The sequence below is a fragment of the Vibrio sp. OPT41 genome, assembly GCF_015163595.1.
GTDB lineage: Bacteria > Pseudomonadota > Gammaproteobacteria > Enterobacterales > Vibrionaceae > Vibrio > Vibrio alginolyticus.
Map to the genome: position 1 here is coordinate 1 of NZ_JADDYH010000074.1, position 17952 is coordinate 17952.

General features: G+C 44.6%; 17 protein-coding genes. 8 read left to right on the top strand and 9 right to left on the bottom strand.

The genetic code is table 11. The annotated features are described in order from the left end of the window. Positions 1 to 163: 163 nt before the first annotated feature. On the bottom strand, positions 164 to 790 hold the full coding sequence (gene upp, locus IQP38_RS23885; RefSeq protein WP_005380401.1) for a uracil phosphoribosyltransferase: 627 nt from the start codon (positions 788 to 790) through the stop codon (positions 164 to 166). A 179-nt stretch (positions 791 to 969) separates the two neighbouring features. On the opposite strand from upp, the gene purM reads away from it, so the two are divergent. Both purM and purN read left to right on the top strand, forming a co-directional pair. Continuing rightward, entirely contained in the window at positions 970 to 2010 is a 1041-nt protein-coding gene (gene purM, locus IQP38_RS23890) for a phosphoribosylformylglycinamidine cyclo-ligase (RefSeq protein ID WP_005389861.1), read from the top strand. Between the two features lie 151 nt (positions 2011 to 2161). Beyond that, positions 2162 to 2818, top strand: a complete 657-nt coding sequence (purN, locus tag IQP38_RS23895; protein WP_005394347.1) for a phosphoribosylglycinamide formyltransferase — start codon at positions 2162 to 2164, stop codon at positions 2816 to 2818. 389 nt (positions 2819 to 3207) lie between these two features. Here purN and IQP38_RS23900 read toward each other — a convergent pair whose 3' ends face one another. Both IQP38_RS23900 and lpcA read right to left on the bottom strand, forming a co-directional pair. Next, positions 3208 to 4053, bottom strand: a complete 846-nt coding sequence (locus IQP38_RS23900; RefSeq protein WP_005380394.1) for a class II glutamine amidotransferase — start codon at positions 4051 to 4053, stop codon at positions 3208 to 3210. Between the two features lie 50 nt (positions 4054 to 4103). Continuing rightward, positions 4104 to 4679 (bottom strand): D-sedoheptulose 7-phosphate isomerase, encoded by a 576-nt coding sequence (gene lpcA, locus IQP38_RS23905; RefSeq protein WP_005380392.1) that lies wholly within the window; start codon positions 4677 to 4679, stop codon positions 4104 to 4106. A gap of 376 nt (positions 4680 to 5055) precedes the next feature. Here lpcA and fadE point away from each other — a divergent pair, with 376 nt between their 5' ends. Next, positions 5056 to 7500 (top strand): acyl-CoA dehydrogenase FadE, encoded by a 2445-nt coding sequence (gene fadE / locus IQP38_RS23910; protein WP_005385392.1) that lies wholly within the window; start codon positions 5056 to 5058, stop codon positions 7498 to 7500. Positions 7501 to 7706: 206 nt separating this feature from the next. Then, complete coding sequence (locus IQP38_RS23915; RefSeq protein WP_005380390.1) at positions 7707 to 9482, top strand: SulP family inorganic anion transporter; 1776 nt, start codon at positions 7707 to 7709, stop codon at positions 9480 to 9482. 73 nt (positions 9483 to 9555) lie between these two features. On the opposite strand, the gene IQP38_RS23920 is transcribed toward IQP38_RS23915, so the two are convergent. The 5 genes from IQP38_RS23920 to dnaQ form a co-directional block, all read right to left on the bottom strand. Continuing rightward, positions 9556 to 9966 carry a GNAT family N-acetyltransferase gene (locus IQP38_RS23920; protein ID WP_017633770.1) on the bottom strand — a complete coding sequence of 137 codons (411 nt, stop codon included), beginning with the start codon at positions 9964 to 9966 and terminating at the stop codon, positions 9556 to 9558. 84 nt (positions 9967 to 10050) lie between these two features. Next, complete coding sequence (locus tag IQP38_RS23925; protein WP_017633769.1) at positions 10051 to 10443, bottom strand: DUF1353 domain-containing protein; 393 nt, start codon at positions 10441 to 10443, stop codon at positions 10051 to 10053. 191 nt (positions 10444 to 10634) lie between these two features. After that, the gene (locus tag IQP38_RS23930; RefSeq protein ID WP_005380387.1) at positions 10635 to 11165 is read right to left on the bottom strand and encodes a hypothetical protein; all 531 of its coding nucleotides are present in this window, start codon (positions 11163 to 11165) and stop codon (positions 10635 to 10637) included. Between the two features lie 221 nt (positions 11166 to 11386). Then, positions 11387 to 12637: a TIGR03503 family protein gene (locus tag IQP38_RS23935; protein WP_025768253.1), complete on the bottom strand. Its 1251-nt coding sequence runs from the start codon at positions 12635 to 12637 to the stop codon at positions 11387 to 11389. Positions 12638 to 12645: 8 nt separating this feature from the next. Then, entirely contained in the window at positions 12646 to 13368 is a 723-nt protein-coding gene (gene dnaQ, locus IQP38_RS23940) for a DNA polymerase III subunit epsilon (RefSeq protein ID WP_017636047.1), read from the bottom strand. Between the two features lie 59 nt (positions 13369 to 13427). Here dnaQ and rnhA point away from each other — a divergent pair, with 59 nt between their 5' ends. Next, positions 13428 to 13892 (top strand): ribonuclease HI, encoded by a 465-nt coding sequence (rnhA, locus tag IQP38_RS23945; protein WP_005380384.1) that lies wholly within the window; start codon positions 13428 to 13430, stop codon positions 13890 to 13892. Here rnhA and IQP38_RS23950 read toward each other — a convergent pair. Then, positions 13889 to 14635 carry a class I SAM-dependent methyltransferase gene (locus IQP38_RS23950; protein ID WP_017636046.1) on the bottom strand — a complete coding sequence of 249 codons (747 nt, stop codon included), beginning with the start codon at positions 14633 to 14635 and terminating at the stop codon, positions 13889 to 13891. The two genes, rnhA and IQP38_RS23950, sit on opposite strands and share 4 nt — an antisense overlap. Positions 14636 to 14672: 37 nt before the next feature. Here IQP38_RS23950 and gloB point away from each other — a divergent pair, with 37 nt between their 5' ends. The 3 genes from gloB (at position 14673) to IQP38_RS23965 (ending at position 17952) form a co-directional block, all read left to right on the top strand. Beyond that, positions 14673 to 15431 carry a hydroxyacylglutathione hydrolase gene (gene gloB, locus IQP38_RS23955; RefSeq protein WP_017636045.1) on the top strand — a complete coding sequence of 253 codons (759 nt, stop codon included), beginning with the start codon at positions 14673 to 14675 and terminating at the stop codon, positions 15429 to 15431. A 254-nt stretch (positions 15432 to 15685) separates the two neighbouring features. Then, entirely contained in the window at positions 15686 to 17269 is a 1584-nt protein-coding gene (locus tag IQP38_RS23960) for a lytic transglycosylase (RefSeq protein ID WP_017820746.1), read from the top strand. Beyond that, on the top strand, positions 17266 to 17952 hold the full coding sequence (locus IQP38_RS23965; protein WP_005380375.1) for a YIP1 family protein: 687 nt from the start codon (positions 17266 to 17268) through the stop codon (positions 17950 to 17952). Before IQP38_RS23960 ends, IQP38_RS23965 begins: the two co-directional genes overlap by 4 nt.

A 17952-nucleotide genomic window follows, 5' to 3' on the forward strand; every position in this document is an offset into this window, starting at 1 on the left:
GAGGGAGTAATCGCGCTGAGTTCTTTTAGTTGTTGATTTCATAACACTCTCCAATTTTGGGGGTGGAAAGTGTCAACCTTATTTAGGACGGCACAGTAGATACAAAAAAGGCTTGGTTTTCACCAAGCCTTTTTCTGTTCAGTCATAGTAATACATCAAAGAATTACTTAGTACCGAAGATCTTATCACCTGCATCGCCTAGACCCGGAACGATGTAGCCTTTGTCATTAAGCTTCTCATCGATTGCCGCAGTGTATAGCTCAACATCTGGGTGTGCTTTTTCTAGCGCTTCAATACCTTCTGGTGCAGCAACAAGTACCAGCACTTTGATTTGGTTACAACCTTTCTCTTTTAGGAGATCGATAGTAGCAATCATAGAACCACCTGTTGCAAGCATTGGGTCAACAACAAGCGCAATACGCTCCTCGATGTTTGAAGCAAGCTTGTTGAAGTAAGGAACTGGCTCAAGCGTTTCTTCATCACGGTAAATACCCACAACACTGATACGTGCGCTTGGCATGTGCTCAAGAACTCCATCCATCATGCCTAGACCTGCACGTAGGATTGGCACTACGGTTACTTTTTTACCTTTAATCTGGTCTACTTCTACCGGACCGTTCCAACCATCAATGGTCACTTTTTCTGTTTCAAAGTCTGACGTTGCTTCGTAAGTAAGTAGGCTACCGACCTCAGTCGCTAACTCACGAAAACGTTTTGTGCTGATGTCACCTTCTCTCATTAGACCAATTTTATGTTTTACTAGAGGGTGCTTTACTTCAACAACTTTCATGTCCATCTCCGGCTATAGTTGGCAATATTTAAACAAACCTTCAGATTATACATGATTTTCACAGGGATATCAGGATAAATCACTAAAGAAAAAAACAGACGCAAACGTTTGCTATCTATGTTTAAGCACTGTTAGAATAGCGCCGTTTTCATATCCAACTTAATACCGAGGACTTCCCTGTGAGTGGTAACAACTCTTCTCTTAGCTATAAAGACGCTGGTGTAGATATTGATGCAGGCAACGCGCTTGTGGATCGTATTAAGGGTGCGGTAAAACGTACTCGTCGCCCTGAAGTTATGGGTGGTATCGGTGGTTTTGGCGCGCTATGCGAATTGCCAACTAAATACAAACAACCTGTACTGGTTTCTGGTACTGATGGCGTTGGCACAAAACTTCGCCTAGCACTGGATATGAACAAGCACGACACGATTGGCATCGACCTAGTGGCAATGTGTGTAAATGATCTTATCGTGCAAGGCGCAGAGCCACTGTTTTTCCTAGATTACTACGCAACAGGCAAACTAGACGTTGATACCGCAGCGGATGTTGTTTCAGGTATCGCAGAAGGGTGTGTTCAAGCAGGTTGTGCCCTAATTGGTGGCGAAACTGCGGAGATGCCTGGCATGTATGAAGGCGAAGACTACGACGTAGCTGGTTTCTGTGTTGGCGTAGTAGAAAAAGAAGACGTGATTGACGGCACGAAAGTCGCTGCTGGTGATGCACTTATCGCTGTTGGTTCAAGCGGCCCACACTCAAACGGTTACTCCCTTATCCGTAAGATCCTAGAAGTATCTGGTGCAGATAAGAGCGAAGAGCTAGCAGGCCGCACTATTGGTGAGCACCTACTAGAACCAACAAAAATTTACATCAAGTCAGCACTTAAGATGATTGAGAAACACGACATCCATGCGATTTCTCATATCACTGGTGGTGGTTTCTGGGAAAACATCCCACGCGTACTGCCTGAAGGCACGAAAGCAGTTATCGATGGTAACAGTTGGGAATGGCCAGTTATCTTCAAGTGGCTACAAGAGAAAGGCAACGTCGACACACACGAAATGTACCGCACATTCAACTGTGGTGTAGGTCTAATCGTCGCACTACCGAAAGACCAGGCAGATGCAGCAGTTGCTCTTCTTAAAGAAGAAGGCGAAAACGCGTGGGTGATTGGTCAAATCGCACAAGCAGACGCGAACGAAGAGCAAGTTGAAATCCAATAATTTGCAAATCGAGCTCAAAAGATAAGAAGAATGAGGACACTAGATGACTAGGTCCTCATTTTGCTATCTAGAACACTAAAAACCATTCTATTAGTAGGTAGTTTAGAAGCTACATAACTCCAACCTACAATACCAAGGCGCTCTCGACATCATGAAAAACCATACCCTAAAAAACATTGTGGTCCTCATCTCGGGTAACGGAAGTAACCTGCAAGCTATCTTGGAAGCTTGCGAAGACAGCATGCCAAACGCACGAGTGGCAGCCGTGTTCTCTAACAAAGCAGATGCTTTTGGTTTAGAACGTGCAAAAAAGTTTGATGTGGACGGTCACTTTGTCGACCCTAAAGCATTCAGCTCGCGTGAAAGCTTTGATGCAGAACTAATGAGTCAAATAGATGAATACCAACCAGACGTGATTATTCTTGCTGGTTACATGCGCATTCTGAGCAGCGCATTTGTTTCTCATTACATGGGTAAGATGATCAATATCCACCCTTCTCTTCTACCAAAATATCCTGGGCTACACACACACCAGAGAGCAATTGATGCTGGCGATAAAGAACATGGTACGAGTGTGCACTTTGTAACGGAAGAGCTTGATGGTGGCCCTGTCATACTGCAAGCAAAAGTTCCTGTGTTCGAAGACGATGATGCTAGTGTACTTGCGGCACGTGTTCAGGCGCAGGAGCACCGAATCTACCCTATGGTGGCTAAGTGGCTGGTAGACGAGCGGTTGATCATGAAGGATGGTAAAGCCTATTTAGATGGCGCAGAGCTTGGCGTACATGGGTACGCCTCAGATGAGTAGCCCTGAATAATAAACTCCAAGCACAAAAGAGCAGCCTGAGGGCTGCTCTTGGTTGTTTTAATACTTATAAACTTGATTCAAGAAAACCATGGTGAGACTAGAAACCTAAAACCCAACATTCTAAAAAATCCCATAACCACTTGAGTAACATAACACTCGGAAAGTAGATTCTGAATCTGGTTCGTTCTTCACCGTTCAGACTGACGAGGTGTTTTATGAGAAATTTCTATCAGTTACGTCTTTACAGCAAGCCTTAGCGAGACTAGGACTCTACTACCAGCACTCTAGAAAGTAAGAATGCTCATCCGTATCCGCCCTCGGTTTAAAACGCATAAAAATAAAGCTCGCGATTAAGCGAGCTTTATTTTTATATTCAGAGTAAGAGACCATCACTCTAACGGTTCGGTTGGCGCTTGATTGCCCGGCTTAGCCGCCGCAAACGGCACATTTACCAGTTCAGAGGCATTATTTTTGACTAGTTCACCTAGGTGAAACAAGCCGTATTCGCCAGGTTTCATACGCTGCCAAGCTTCGTTGCCCGTCAAAGGTTGAGTTGCAATCACAGAAACGATATCGTGTGGCGTTGTTTCTTCTTGGAAGTTAATTTCCACATCTTCATCAAGCAACGCGGCTTTTCCAAACGGTGCGCGTCTTGTGATCCAATACAAATGATTGGTGCAATACGTCATTACATACTCACCATCACTCAGAAGCATGTTAAATACACCCTTCTCTCTTAGCTCATCACAACATTTAGCAACATATAAGAATACCGACTCCATATCCTTTGGTGGCTCAGGATATCGATCTTCCATTTGCTTCAATAACCAGCAAAATGCCAGTTCACTATCTGTTTCACCGACAGGTCGATGTCGACCTGTATGCAAGTCTTGATAGCCAGAGAGCTGACCGTTATGCGCAAACGTCCAATACCTACCCCACAGCTCACGTGTAAAGGGATGAGTATTTTCTAAATTAACACCACCACGATTCGCCTGTCGGATATGACTAACGACCGCACGACTTTTGATGGGATAATTTTGTACCAACTCTGCAATTTTAGACTCACAACTTGGCTTGGGATCTTTGAAGGTTCGAAAGCCCTTCCCTTCGTAGAAGGTGATCCCCCATCCGTCACGGTGTGGGCCGGTTCGACCTCCACGCTGCATGAGCCCAGTAAAACTGAAACAAATATCCGTTGGAACATTAGCGCTCATACCGAGCAATTCACACATGGTTTAAAAAACTCCCTAACAACACAGCTCGAAACGGTGGCCGTAAACGATTATTCCATCTCTTTTTCGATCAACTGAATGATGATATGAATAATCTTAATATGAATTTCCTGAATGCGGTCTGCATAACCAAAGTGTGGCACGCGGATTTCAATATCTGCAAGGCCTGCCATTTTGCCGCCATCTTTACCTGTTAGCGCAATCGTCTTCATGCCTTTCGCTTGTGCTGCTTCAATCGCTTTCAGGATGTTACCTGAGTTACCTGAAGTCGACAGACCAAACAGTACGTCACCTTTTCGACCAACCGCTTCTACATAACGTGAAAACACGAAGTCATAACCAAAGTCATTACTCACACAAGAAAGGTGGCTTGGATCTGAAATAGCAATACCAGCATAGCCAGGACGATTTTCTCGGTAACGGCCTGTTAGCTCTTCGGCAAAGTGCATTGAATCACAGTGAGAACCACCGTTACCACATGACAATACTTTACCATCTTGCTTGAATGAGTCAGCAATCATTTTCGCCGCTGCTTCGATTTGCGCAATGTTATGGTCATCGCTTAAAAATTTGTTGAGCACTTCAGCAGCTTCGTTTAATTCACTTCTAATCAGATCATGGTACATAAGACGTTCTCTTTATTATTTCGGCTTCAGTCAGCTCTAGACTCACTGAGCAAATTGTTCTGATACCAATTTGGTATCGGACATTTCATAAACCTGAACTCGGGTTTGATTACTCTGAGTTTACCCACAAACGAGAATTAGTGTCGATAGTGAACCAACAGATTTAGATTAGTGATGGTAATAAACTTGTCAACTTGCTCATGAAACCATCACTCAAATCTCAACTTTAGAATTTTAACTCTACTTAGATCACTTTTTATCCAATCTTATGTTTTACATTTCCTTAATATTTTGATTACACTTAAACCAACTGGTTAGACCTCTTACCTAACATGCAGACGTACAAAACTTATAAAGTCTGAAAAGGAAAATATATATGGACATCTTGCTCTCAATCATCACGATGGCGATCGTGCTAGGCATTACGCTCTACCACCGCATGTCTCTCGTGAAATCTATTAGCTTACTCACCGCGGCCATGCTGGCTCTTACAGTAGCAGGAACTGTCGGCGTTATTGGTTGGGCTATTTACGTTCTCGCCGCAGCTGTGCTCGCGGTTCCTGGCGTACGTCAGTCTTTAATTAGCCGCAAAGCGTTAGTACTTTTCAAGAAAGTGCTGCCAGCTATGTCTCAAACCGAAAAAGAAGCGTTAGACGCAGGTACCGTCTGGTGGGAAGCCGAACTGTTTAAAGGCAAACCAGAGTGGCAAAAGCTACACGCGATTCAAGCACCTAAGTTAAGTGCGGAAGAACAAGCCTTTTTAGACGGCCCTGTGAATGAAGTGTGCGCCATGGTGAGTGATTTCCAAGTGACCCATGAACTCGCGGACTTACCGCCAGAAGTTTGGCAATACCTGAAAGATCATAAGTTCTTCGCCATGATCATTAAGAAAAAGTACGGTGGTCTGGAATTCTCAGCATACGCGCAATCACTAGTACTACAAAAACTAACGGGTGTTTCTGGCGTTCTATCGTCTACCGTTGGTGTTCCTAACTCTTTGGGCCCAGGTGAGCTACTGCAACACTACGGTACTGAAGATCAAAAAAATCATTACTTACCGCGTCTAGCTGAAGGTAAGGAAATCCCTTGTTTCGCCTTAACGAGCCCAGAAGCGGGTTCTGACGCAGGCTCTATTCCAGATTACGGTGTGGTCTGTAAAGGCGAATGGGAAGGAAAAGAAGTACTGGGTATGCGCCTGACTTGGAACAAGCGCTACATCACCCTAGCGCCAGTCGCAACGGTACTAGGCTTAGCATTTAAACTTCGCGACCCTGAAGGTTTGCTAGGCGACAAAGAAGATCTTGGCATCACTTGTGCGCTTATCCCAACTGATGTCAAAGGTGTTGAGATTGGTAACCGACACTTCCCACTCAATGTGCCATTCCAAAATGGTCCAACGCGCGGTAAAGACATCTTTGTTCCTATCGATTTCATTATCGGTGGCGAAAAAATGGCGGGCCAAGGTTGGCGTATGCTGGTTGAGTGTCTGTCGGTTGGACGTGGTATCACGCTACCTTCAAACTCAACAGGTGGCATCAAAACTGCGGCAATGGCAACCGGTGCTTACTCACGTATTCGCCGTCAGTTCAAACAGCCTATCGGCCATATGGAAGGGGTTGAAGAACCATTAGCACGCTTGGGTGGTAATGCTTACGTGATGGATGCAGCAAGCAACTTAACCGTTGCGGGTATCGACTTAGGTGAAAAGCCTTCAGTAATCTCAGCTATCGTGAAGTATCACTGTACGCACCGCGGCCAGCAAAGCATCATCGATGCAATGGACATCGTAGGCGGTAAAGGTATCTGTATGGGACCTTCTAACTTCCTAGCTCGTGGTTACCAAGGTGCGCCAATCGCGGTAACGGTTGAGGGTGCTAACATTCTAACACGCTCAATGATCATCTTTGGCCAAGGCGCAATCCGTTGCCATCCGTACGTTCTTGAAGAAATGAACGCGGCGTATTCTGAAGCAAGTAATGCTGTCGAGAAATTTGATAAAGCGCTTGCTGGTCACGTGAGCTTTACAATGAGTAACCTAGTGCGCAGTATCTGGTTTGGTTTGAGCGACGGTCTGGGCTCTTCATCACCAACCAAAGATGCAACCAAGCGTTACTACCAACAATTGAACCGTTACAGTGCAAACCTTGCTCTGCTATCGGATATCTCAATGGCAGTGCTAGGTGGCTCTTTGAAGCGTAAAGAGCGTCTATCAGCACGTCTTGGTGACATTCTAAGCCAGCTATATTTGAGCTCTGCGACGTTGAAACGTTTTGAGCAAGATGGCCGTCCAGTCGAAGATTTACCATTAGTACACTGGGGTCTACAAGACAGTTTGAAACAAGCGGAAGTGGCAGTAGATGAATTCTTAGCAAACTTCCCGAACAAAGTAATTGGCCGTGCGCTACGCGTATTAATCATGCCATTTGGTCGCGTACGCAAAGCACCAAGCGATAAACTAGACAGTAAAGTGGCACGCATTCTACAAACGCCAAGTGCAACGCGCTCACGCATTGGTCGCGGTCAATACCTTGAACCAACCGAGCACAACGCAGCAGGTAAGATTGAGCTTGCACTATCAGTCATTCTTCAAGCTGAGCCTGTGTTTGACAAAGTATGTAAAGCGCAAGGTAAGCGTCGCCCATTCTTACGTTTGGATATGATTGCTCAGGAAGGGCTAGAGCAAGGCTTTATCACGCAAGAAGAAGCCGATCTACTCAGAGAAGCGGAACAGCATCGTCTAGATACAATCAACGTTGACGATTTTGAGCCGGAACTGCTTGCCGCAAAGCCGCTATACCCTCAGATGGATAGCGTCGCATAACTCTAGAATCTGAGACCACAAACGGGAGTATCAGCTCCCGTTTTTTATTGCTTCCAGAATAGCGTTCATAACACCTCACACCACGAAGCCCCTGCGCAATCGCAATAAAAGCCACGCACTCCAATCTTTCCCCCGATTTCCAGTGATAACTAACTCACAGACGTTCCAACTAAGCGGTGTATACTTTAAGTAACTCACTCACATATATGGTAAATCCGTTGGCTAAAATATTACTCGCACAGTGGTTCCCAGGGCTTGTTCAGCTTAAGCATTATCAAAAAGAATGGTTTGTTAACGACTTCAGAGCCGCCTTTTCTGTTGTCGCGGTTGCACTGCCAGTTGCCATAGCTTATGCACAGTTAACTGGTGTATCCGCAATTGTCGGTCTGTATTCGTGTGTACTGCCAATGTTGGTTTACGCCATGATGGGCACATCTCGACAACTCATTGTCGGACCCGATGCAGCAACCTGTGCAGTGATTGCTGCTGTTGTGACACCACTTGCCGCAGGTGACCCCACAAAACATTGGCAGTTGGTTATGACCATGACAGCGATGACGGGGATTTGGTGTGTACTGGCAAGTCGTTTCAAGCTAGGAGTGTTTGCAGATTTCCTTTCTCGTCCGATTCTTTTGGGTCTACTCAACGGTGTTGCTCTCACAATTATCGTTGGTCAGTTTGCGAAAGTAGTCGGTTTGAAATACGAGCAACGTTATTTACTGGAACGTTTATGGGAAGCTCCACAACGATTAACCGATCTTCATTGGCCTACTGTAACTCTGAGTATCGTGACGGTTGTCGTTTATTTGCTCACCAAACGCTACCGACCAACTTGGCCTGCTGCCATGCTGGCGATCCTCGTAACTACTGCGTCAGTTTGGTTTTTCCATTTACAAGAGATGGGCGTATCGGTTGTCGGACTCACTCAAGGTGGCTTCCCTCAGTTTCAAACACCGGAATTTGAGCTAGGTGAAGTTCGTGAACTAGTAGTCCCGGCGCTCAACCTTGCGATTGTCAGTTTTGTTAGCATGATGCTCACCGCCCGCAGTTTCGCGGCTAAAAACGGTTATGATATTGATGCAAATAAAGAGTTTCAGGCGTTGGGTTTTGCCAACATTGCCTCAGCGTTTTCACAAGGTTTCGCAATAAGCGGCGCTGACTCACGCACAGCCGTCAATGATGCAAATGGCGGTAAATCTCAATTAGTTTCGATTGTCGCCGCAATCACCATTGCCATTATTGCGGTATTTATTTACGAGCCTTTGCAGTTCATCCCTATCGCTTCACTTGGTGTTGTATTGATCATTGCGTCCCTATCGCTGCTCGATCTTAAAGCAATTTGGAAATTAAAATCTCGTGACAAAGATGCATTTTATCTGGCCATCATTACTTTTATTTCTGTGTTGATCGTGGGTGTAATACCGGGGATCACTTTGGCGGTATTGCTAGGGCTGTTTCAATTTTTACGGATTGTCATGCGACCGAGTGATCAGCTACTTGGCTTGGATGAAAAAGGTACCATTCGGACCATCGACGACTCAGGAAAAGCTTCGCCTATTCCTGGAATGGTGATTTACCGCTTTAACTCACCGCTAACTTACTTCAATGCTCCTTACTTTAAACGTAGAGTGTTAGAGCAGGCAGAGCATCACAAAGACGCAAGTTGCGTTGTCATCGACGCCGTATCGAGCTTTACTCACTTGGATCTCAGTGTGATGGCAACACTGGCAGATATTCACAATACTTTGAAAAAGAGAGGCGTACGCTTAATCCTCGCTGGAAGGAAACGACGTCTTCGTCAATGGTGTGAGCTTACTGGTATCAGCACCAGTGAAGGAGGCATCTTACTGCGAGCTGATATGTACCTTGCCATTAAACTTAGTGGCTGTTACATCAGTGCTGTGGGTGAGGGACAAATTCCTACTGTTCAAAAAGAGCCTGATTTAGAGCAGCCACCCAAACCAATTCCAGAAGTGGCTTAAATACAAATTTAATATAGAAAACAGGAAATTAAACTCCTGTTTTCTAGTGCTTATCTTCACAGCTGAATACGTGTTACGCCTTTGGCTTAAACTTTTTTGTCATCCCTTGGCTTTTAGGAGCCACCAGCCTATAACCAAGCTTTTCGTAAAAGACCGGTTCATCAGCAATCATAGAAACGTAAGAGCCTTCAAGTGCAACAGATGAAAGATAACCGTCGATGTATTCCATGACTTTTCTACCTAAACCGTTGCCTTGATAATCAGAATCAACGGCAACGTCGACAATTTCGAAGTTACACGCCCCGTCACCAACAACCCGACCCATTGCAATGAGCTTTCCTTCATCCCGAACAGATACGCCATATAACGAATTGGGTAGACCAATTTCAGCAGCTTTCAACGATTTGGGTGATAGCCCGGCTTTGACACGCATATCACAGTATTCTTTCGGGCTTGGCACATGCTCTTCATATCTTATTGTCATTATGTACTACTCCTTTGTATCACCTTGGAGCTTACATAACTAAACTGTATAAATAAACAGTTAAACGTTGGAAAGATGTTCCCATTAAGCACACAAAGTATCAGGTCTAGAAAAGAAGCCACCGACAACTCTGACGCCATAATAGATATAAGTTGCTCTGAAGCTAGACATTCCTTTTTCTAAACATGTTTCTCTCAACAACGTATCCGCATGCTTTCGAGCACTTTGTGGCAACACCTCTTCCCTCATGAGTTGGTAAAGAGCATCATGCACTAAAGAAGCTTTCATAATGTTTTTTGTGTCTAACGCTGGCCCACTCGCTCCATCCCATGCATAGCCCTTTTTAATCGTTAACACGCCTTGTTTGGACAAACTAAGAAAAGGGCTGTCATACGCGTTACTCACTGAAATGTGAGTCTCAATCTTTTCTTCAGAATGGAGAGTGTATTTATACTTCTGACGCTTTTTGTATTTCATCAGAGACCTCGCGTTTACTTATTCTTATTTATCACGCACAGCTGAATATTTATCCAGAAACCCTAAAAGATCGGCTCTTGTTATTATGGCGTACTACCTATTACAAAGCCCAAATCAATATAAATAGAACTCCATGCAATCAATAAAGCCAGAACCCCTGACTTTATTGACCAAAATTCAACCAACAATCCTTATTCTGAAGGAAGTCTACTCAATTTTTTATGGATATCTTCTACAAAATTGGCTTGTTCACTTGGAGAAACCTCTAGAACATAATGAAAAAACGGACTTGTATGCTCAGTAATTTTATACTCTTCACTTAACAGCTTAATTACTTGTTCATGATTAAATCGTGCGGAGACTAAGCCACTCTCGGTTTCTTGAGTTATAACTATATAGTGAGCGGTTGGAAAAACCGTAAACCTTCCTTCGACAGGAAACCAAGGAGCAAAAGAAATAATCTCGTCATCAATTATGTATGCTTGAGGTTTACTGACATAGGTGTAAGGGTACTTTTCATCTAAATAGGGTCTTGCTGTATCAAACAAGCCATCATAATAAGTTGGTATTTCTACTTTTTGGATTTTACTTAAGGGATCGAAAGTGAAGGTATCAAGTGATTTTAAATTATTACTTCCCGAATCTGGATTATTAACACCATTATCAATAGAAGAACAACCTACAATTATCACTGCACAAAAAAAAGCTAAAATTTTATTCATTATTTCTTTATCTTTAATTGATTGTTTTGAAAGTTAGTCACATTAAAAATGCAACCAATTTAGAAAGTAAAAATGATATATTATTTATATAAAATCCCAAACATATATTTGAATACAGTAAACTTAAATATTCATAATTTATCCATTTTTCTTCTTCCAACTTGGTAACTTGATAAAAAAACGGAGCCGATTGGCTCCGTTTCTCGCTTTATGTGTTACTACTATTTCTTTGGTACTTCTAATTGCATCTCTGGCATGGCATCGCGCTTCGCTTTAATTTTGCGCCAGACTATCCATGCAATGATCACAATCAGCAGCATTATCAAATTACCCACCGCGATAATAATCATGCTGCGCTTACGCTCAGCCTCTCGCTCAGCGATAATTTGCTTTTCCATTTCAATACGGCGCTGTTCGGCTAATTCAGCTTCTTTTGCAATTCGAGCAGCTTCTAGATCAACTTCATCAACAACACTGAAGGTTTGCTCTGGGATAGGAAACACCAACGAGCGCTGAGTTGCAAAATCAGTGGCAAAGATCTCGCCGCGCCATGCGTACTTACCAAGCTCAGCATCGTTATTGAGGTTCAACGTAACTCTCATTCCATCTTTAGAGACCTGTCCTTGGCTGTAACTAATGAAACCATCGGGAGCGTCCTTTTTCACTGTGACTGCAATAGAGCCTGGTGCAATCATACCTTGCTCGCCACTCACCACTAATTGGTGTGGCTTATCGGGATTACGAGCCTGAATAAAAGTACGAGAGATTGGGTTCGGATAAACCAAGATGACTTGCTCTTGCGCTCGTAAGAATACGCCATTGCCAGACGTGATGCGCGCACGGTACTTACCAGGCTCAACGTCTATTGGGAGCTGAACCGTGAACACTCCATCCCCTGCTTTTTCATCCAAGCCTCGGCCGTCATCAGAAAACTCACCCACAACCATCGGCACTGGACGTGCTTCTTTGATCAGCTCATCTTCATTTTCGACAAACTTGGTAAATGTCACGCGCAGATTCACGCGATCAAGGAAGTCGCGCAGTACAAGAGGTTTGCCGTCGGAGGTCAGGCGAGCTGTAAACTTAAGCGCTTCCCCATTATATAATCGGTTTGGGAACAGATCCGTACTGAGCTTTAGGTGAGAAATTAAGCGGATGTTATTTTTAGGCGTAACTTTCCCCACAGCCTGCCATGGACCTGGCATAGGGTTATCAACGGAAATAATATCGAGTGAGGCTTCTTGATACCAACGTACATTGTCGTAAGAGCCCCAAGCATAGTATTTTTTACCGTCAGGACGGACTAAAACAACTGGCTGAGAACTTTGCTCACGATAAACCAAAAACGTGATCTGCTCGATGGTTGGATCAACTCGAAAGCGATTGTCTAACAAAGACATTGTAGATTCACTCGCAGCACTCGAGAGACTACTCCATATCGCTAAAAACGCGACCAACAAAGCCCTCAACATAGCTTCTCCTATTGATGCCAAATACAGTTGTTCACCAACTCTAATCTTTTTTGGTGAGCTTCTAGTTCATCGGCACTTGCGCGCAAAACCTTTAGCGCTTTTCTTCCTTCAATACGACGAATGGTTTCTACCCCACCCTCTTGTTTATTCGCGTTAAATTCTAGACTCGTTTGACCACCCGTCATAAAGAGGTAAACGTCGGCTAGAATCTCCGCATCGAGCAAAGCTCCGTGGAGTGTACGGTGCGAGTTATCAATACCGTAACGTTCACATAAGATATCAAGGTTGTTTCGCTTACCAGGGAAGATTTTCTTCGCCATAGCAAGGGTATCGGTCACCTTGCAGTAGTCGTCCGTTTTGCCGATGTTAGGATCGAGCATGCCAAACTCGTAATCCATAAAGCCGGTATCGAAGGGCGCGTTGTGGGCAACAAGTTCTGCGCCTTTAATAAACTCAAGAAACTCTTGGTGCACGCTCGCGTATTCCGGTTTATCAACCAAGAATTCATCCGTAATACCGTGAACTTCAACCGCTTCTGGTTGGATTTCACGATCGGGTTTTAAATAAACGTGGAAGTGACGACCAGTCAGCTTACGGTTGATGATCTCCACGGCACCGATTTCAATAATGCGGTGTCCCATGTAGTGAGGACCACCCTCGCGGTTCATACCTGTGGTTTCGGTATCGAGAACGACAATGCGGTTATATTCAGAATTGCTGCTGGTATTCATAAGGTTATGTATGTCAGACTATGCTTTATTAAATGTTTCGGCTAATAGTACCAAAAAATATGACCAAACACGTTGAGATTTTCACTGACGGTTCTTGTTTAGGTAACCCAGGACCAGGTGGTTACGGCATAGTATTGCGTTACAAAGACGTAGAAAAGACACTTTCCAAAGGCTATACGTTAACTACCAACAACCGCATGGAAATGTTGGCGGCTGTCGTCGCGCTACAGACGTTAAAACAACCTTGTAAAGTCACTTTAACGACTGACAGCCAATATGTGCGCCAAGGTATTACTCAGTGGATCCATAACTGGAAGAAGCGTGGTTGGAAAACAGCGGATAAAAAACCCGTGAAGAATGCCGATTTATGGCAAGCTCTAGACAAAGAAACCGCACGCCATCAAGTTGAATGGCATTGGGTAAAAGGCCACGCGGGCCATCGTGAGAACGAAATGTGTGATGAGCTAGCCCGGACTGCTGCAGAAAACCCAACTGAGGAAGATACAGGTTACCAACCCTCTTAGCGAGATTCTTTCCTCATAGTGTTACCCTCTCGATTCATCACCCCAAGTGGTGTGAGCTTTTTCTTCAAGCGCCAATGCGGTTTGATAGGCTTGAGAGGGTATGTCCGTTTCCGCGCGACTATGTAATACAAACTCCCAGCGGGTGATGCCCAATCACCAAGACTATTTTCCAACCATGTCCACATCGTACGGTAACGTTTCATCGGAAACAGCGCATAACGATCACAATGAATCACTTGATAATTAAGTAACCCTAACCAATCTTTGATGCGGTTCGACGTAAACATTCGTCCACTCCAAGGCAAATTATGTTTACGCCATGGAAGCAAACTCGCTAATCCAGTCAAGCTTAATGGGTTGAATCCAGTAATAATTACATAGCCATCATCCATCATCACTCTATCGACTTCACGCAACAAACGGTGTGGATCGCTTGCATAGTCGAGCTGATGAGCGAGTATCACAACATCAAAGCTTTTTTCCAAAAAGGGTAATTCGTAACCATCTGCAATCACATTATGCAACGGGTTCTGGATATCTACGTTGACTTGGTGTTGAATGTTACAATTACAGCTGGTTAGCTCACAGCTCAACCCGCCCAGTTTGAGCATATGGTAGCCGAAGAGTTTCGGGCACCATTCATCAAGTCGGGTCTGGATTGACTCAAGCACCCACGGACCGTTGTTCATTGCTGACCAAGTCGACGGGTGTGGTATAGTTTTGTTGCTGAGTGCTGGTTTCATTAACCACCTGACTAAAATGGGTGACGGAGAACGAATCGTGTTAGAGATCAAAAGCATACCCGCATTTAATGATAATTACATCTGGCTGATACAAAATAGCGATAAGCGCTGCGCAGTCGTTGATCCGGGCGATGCGAAGCCAGTATTAGAATTTCTGCAGGCTAACGAATTAACTTTAGAAGCGATTTTAATTACGCACCACCACAACGATCACATTGGTGGCGTTCCAGACTTAGTGCGTGCATTTCCTGACGTCGCCGTTGTGGGCCCAAAATCAGAGCCAATTCCAACCCTAACGACACCAATGGAAGAAGGCGACAAGCTGGAGTTGTTTGGTGAGATTTTCTTAGTACTTGGGTTACCCGGCCATACTTTGGGCCATATCGGTTACGTTGGGGACGGAAAACTGTTTTGCGGTGATGTGCTCTTTTCTGCTGGCTGCGGTCGTATTTTTGAAGGTACGCCTGAGCAAATGTTTGAATCACTGAGCAAACTAACGTCTCTACCAGAAGAAACTCAAGTCTTCTGCGCGCATGAATACACCGCGAGTAACGTGGCGTTTGCTCTAGCGGTTGAACCTGACAATGAGCAACTTCGCCAATATCGCGACGATGTAAACCGACTGCGAGCACTCAACATTCCGACACTTCCAACAACAATACGCAAAGAAAAGTGGATTAATCCGTTCTTGCGAACCTCTAACCCTGACGTGGTTCAATCTGTTGCTAGTCGCATTAAAAATAGCGATCCATGCTCGGTTTTTACTGCTTTACGCGAGTGGAAGAACGAATTTTAACCATTTTCTGCTTGTAAGTTTGCAAGACCCCAGTATTATCAGGGACTGATTTTTCGAGAAGCGCCACTGGCGCTTCTCTTACGTTTGGGGTTGATATAAATCTATTTGAATTTCTCCCCATTGCATAATTAGAAGCTCTTTGCCTCTATAAATTAGTTAGTGTTTAAAAGATGTCTATTATCTTGCGACTGCCACGCACATTACGTTGCGCGACAGGCAGGTGAAGATAAACAGGCCCTAAATAGGCTGAATCCATGCGTTTGAAGTATACTTGGGCGTTGGCGTTGTTATTATCTGGCTGTCAATTGACTCAGTCAGATTCAACGTCTTCTACACCAGAAACCAATAAATCTGAGCAGACTGCAAAGCAAAATGCAGTAAAAGCTCAACCGGGCAATAAATCGTCACTAGCAAAAAAATCCGCTAACGACGCGCCTAAAGTTCTCTCCCCCCAAGAACAAGAAGATGTGTGGCAACGTATCGCCATGCAGCTGGACATGGATATCCCAAACCACAAGAAAGTGGACTACTACCGTACGTGGTATTTAAAGCACCCAAATCACCTTTACACGGTATCTAAGCGTGCGACTCCTTTTCTATACATGATCACAAAACGTATCGAAGAGCGCGGACTCCCAATGGAGCTTGCATTACTTCCTGTAGTGGAAAGTTCATTCGATGCCTTTGCCTACTCACATGGTAGCGCGGCTGGGTTGTGGCAATTTGTCCCAGGCACCGGAAAAATGATGGGATTAGAGCAAAACTACTGGTATGACGGTCGCAGAGATGTGGCAGCAGCAACGGATGCAGCGCTGGACTACCTAGTACAACTAAACGAGCGTTTTGATGGTAACTGGGAACATGCAATCGCCGCTTATAACAGCGGTGGAGGCCGAGTTTCTAGCGCAATTCGTAAGAATAAAAAGCTCGGTAAACCTATCGATTTCTTCTCATTAGACTTACCAAAAGAGACCAGCAGTTACGTTCCTAAGCTATTGGCCTTGGCTGACGTTATCGCAAACCAAGACAAGTACGGACTTAATATTCCTGCAATTCCAAACAAGCCTGTTCTAACGCTTGTTGATCCAGAAGAGCAGTTAGATCTGGCTATTGCCGCAGATTATGCCGGCATTAGCGTAAAAGAGTTGCAGAGTTACAACCCAGCATACAACCAGTGGTCGACAGCGCCTGAGGGGCCGCACCAACTTTTGATTCCCGTAGAGAAAAAAGAGACTTTTCTCACCAAGGTGGAGAAAAATCGCGGTAAAGGGATGAAGGTCGCTCGCTACAAGGTGAAATCTGGTGACTCTTTAAGCGTGCTAGCTAATAAATACGGCACAACCACGAAAGTCATTCGACGTGCCAACGGCCTATCGAATAACAACATTCGTATTGGTCAATACCTATTGATTCCGACATCAACAAAAGACGATGCAAAATATGCATTAACGGCACAAAACCGATTAAACAAGACTCAATCTCGTGCTCGTGGTCAACTCAAGCTCACCCATGTCGTTCAGTCTGGAGAAAGTTTGTGGTCAATCGCACGTAACAATAAAGTGTCGTATAAATCGTTAGCTAAATGGAATGGTATGGGCCCTAAAGATCCATTGCGTGTGGGTCAAAAGCTAGTGATTTGGAAAGACTCAGACAAAGGTTCTGTGATCCGTACCGTTTTCTACAACGTTCGCTCTGGCGACACCATTAGCGGCATTGCAAGCAAGTTCAAAGTAAAAACGAACGACATCGTGAAATGGAACTCGCTACACAAGAAAAAATACTTACAACCAGGTCAAAAGCTTAAGTTGTACGTTGACGTAACGAAGGTAAGTGTATGAACCCATCAAGCAATCCACTTGTGATGCTGTTGGACATTTTTCGTTCTCCAACATCTTGTTTTCTTGCGCTTTATCAACGCGGTGGATGGGGATGGCAACCGTTCATCTTCCTGATGCTTAGTCCGTTTTTATTCTGGGGTGCTTACTTTTCGAATGTCGATTTCACGTGGCTCAGTGACCAACTTGCTGCGCAATTTCAGCAAATCGACCCGAAGCAGATTGAGCTATTAGAACCAAACACGCTAATGGCAAGCGCGATCATCAATGATGTATTCAACCGCTTTGCCACCTTACTATTGCTCGCGCTTTGGTTCTTTCTTGCAACAAAGGCAAGCAAACAACAATACGGTTACTGGAAATGGTTTGCCGCATCGTGTGCTATCTTATTCCCAGCAGTATTGGGCGATGTAGCAAGCTACGCGAGCTTGCTACTCAAGCATGGTCAGGTAATGACTTACGCTGCCGATTTAAATAGCCTCAATGGTCTATTAAAGCTGCCTCTTACTAACGAATGGTCTCATTTCGCTAGCTCGTTACCTTTGCTTCTGCCTTGGTACATTGTGCTCGGCTACGGCGTTGTACTGACGTGGACGGAGTTTGAACGTGGCCAAGCTTTGGTGATAGCAAGCCTGCCATGGGTATTCTTCTACGTTATTTGGGCACTTTATATTGTGGTAACCTAA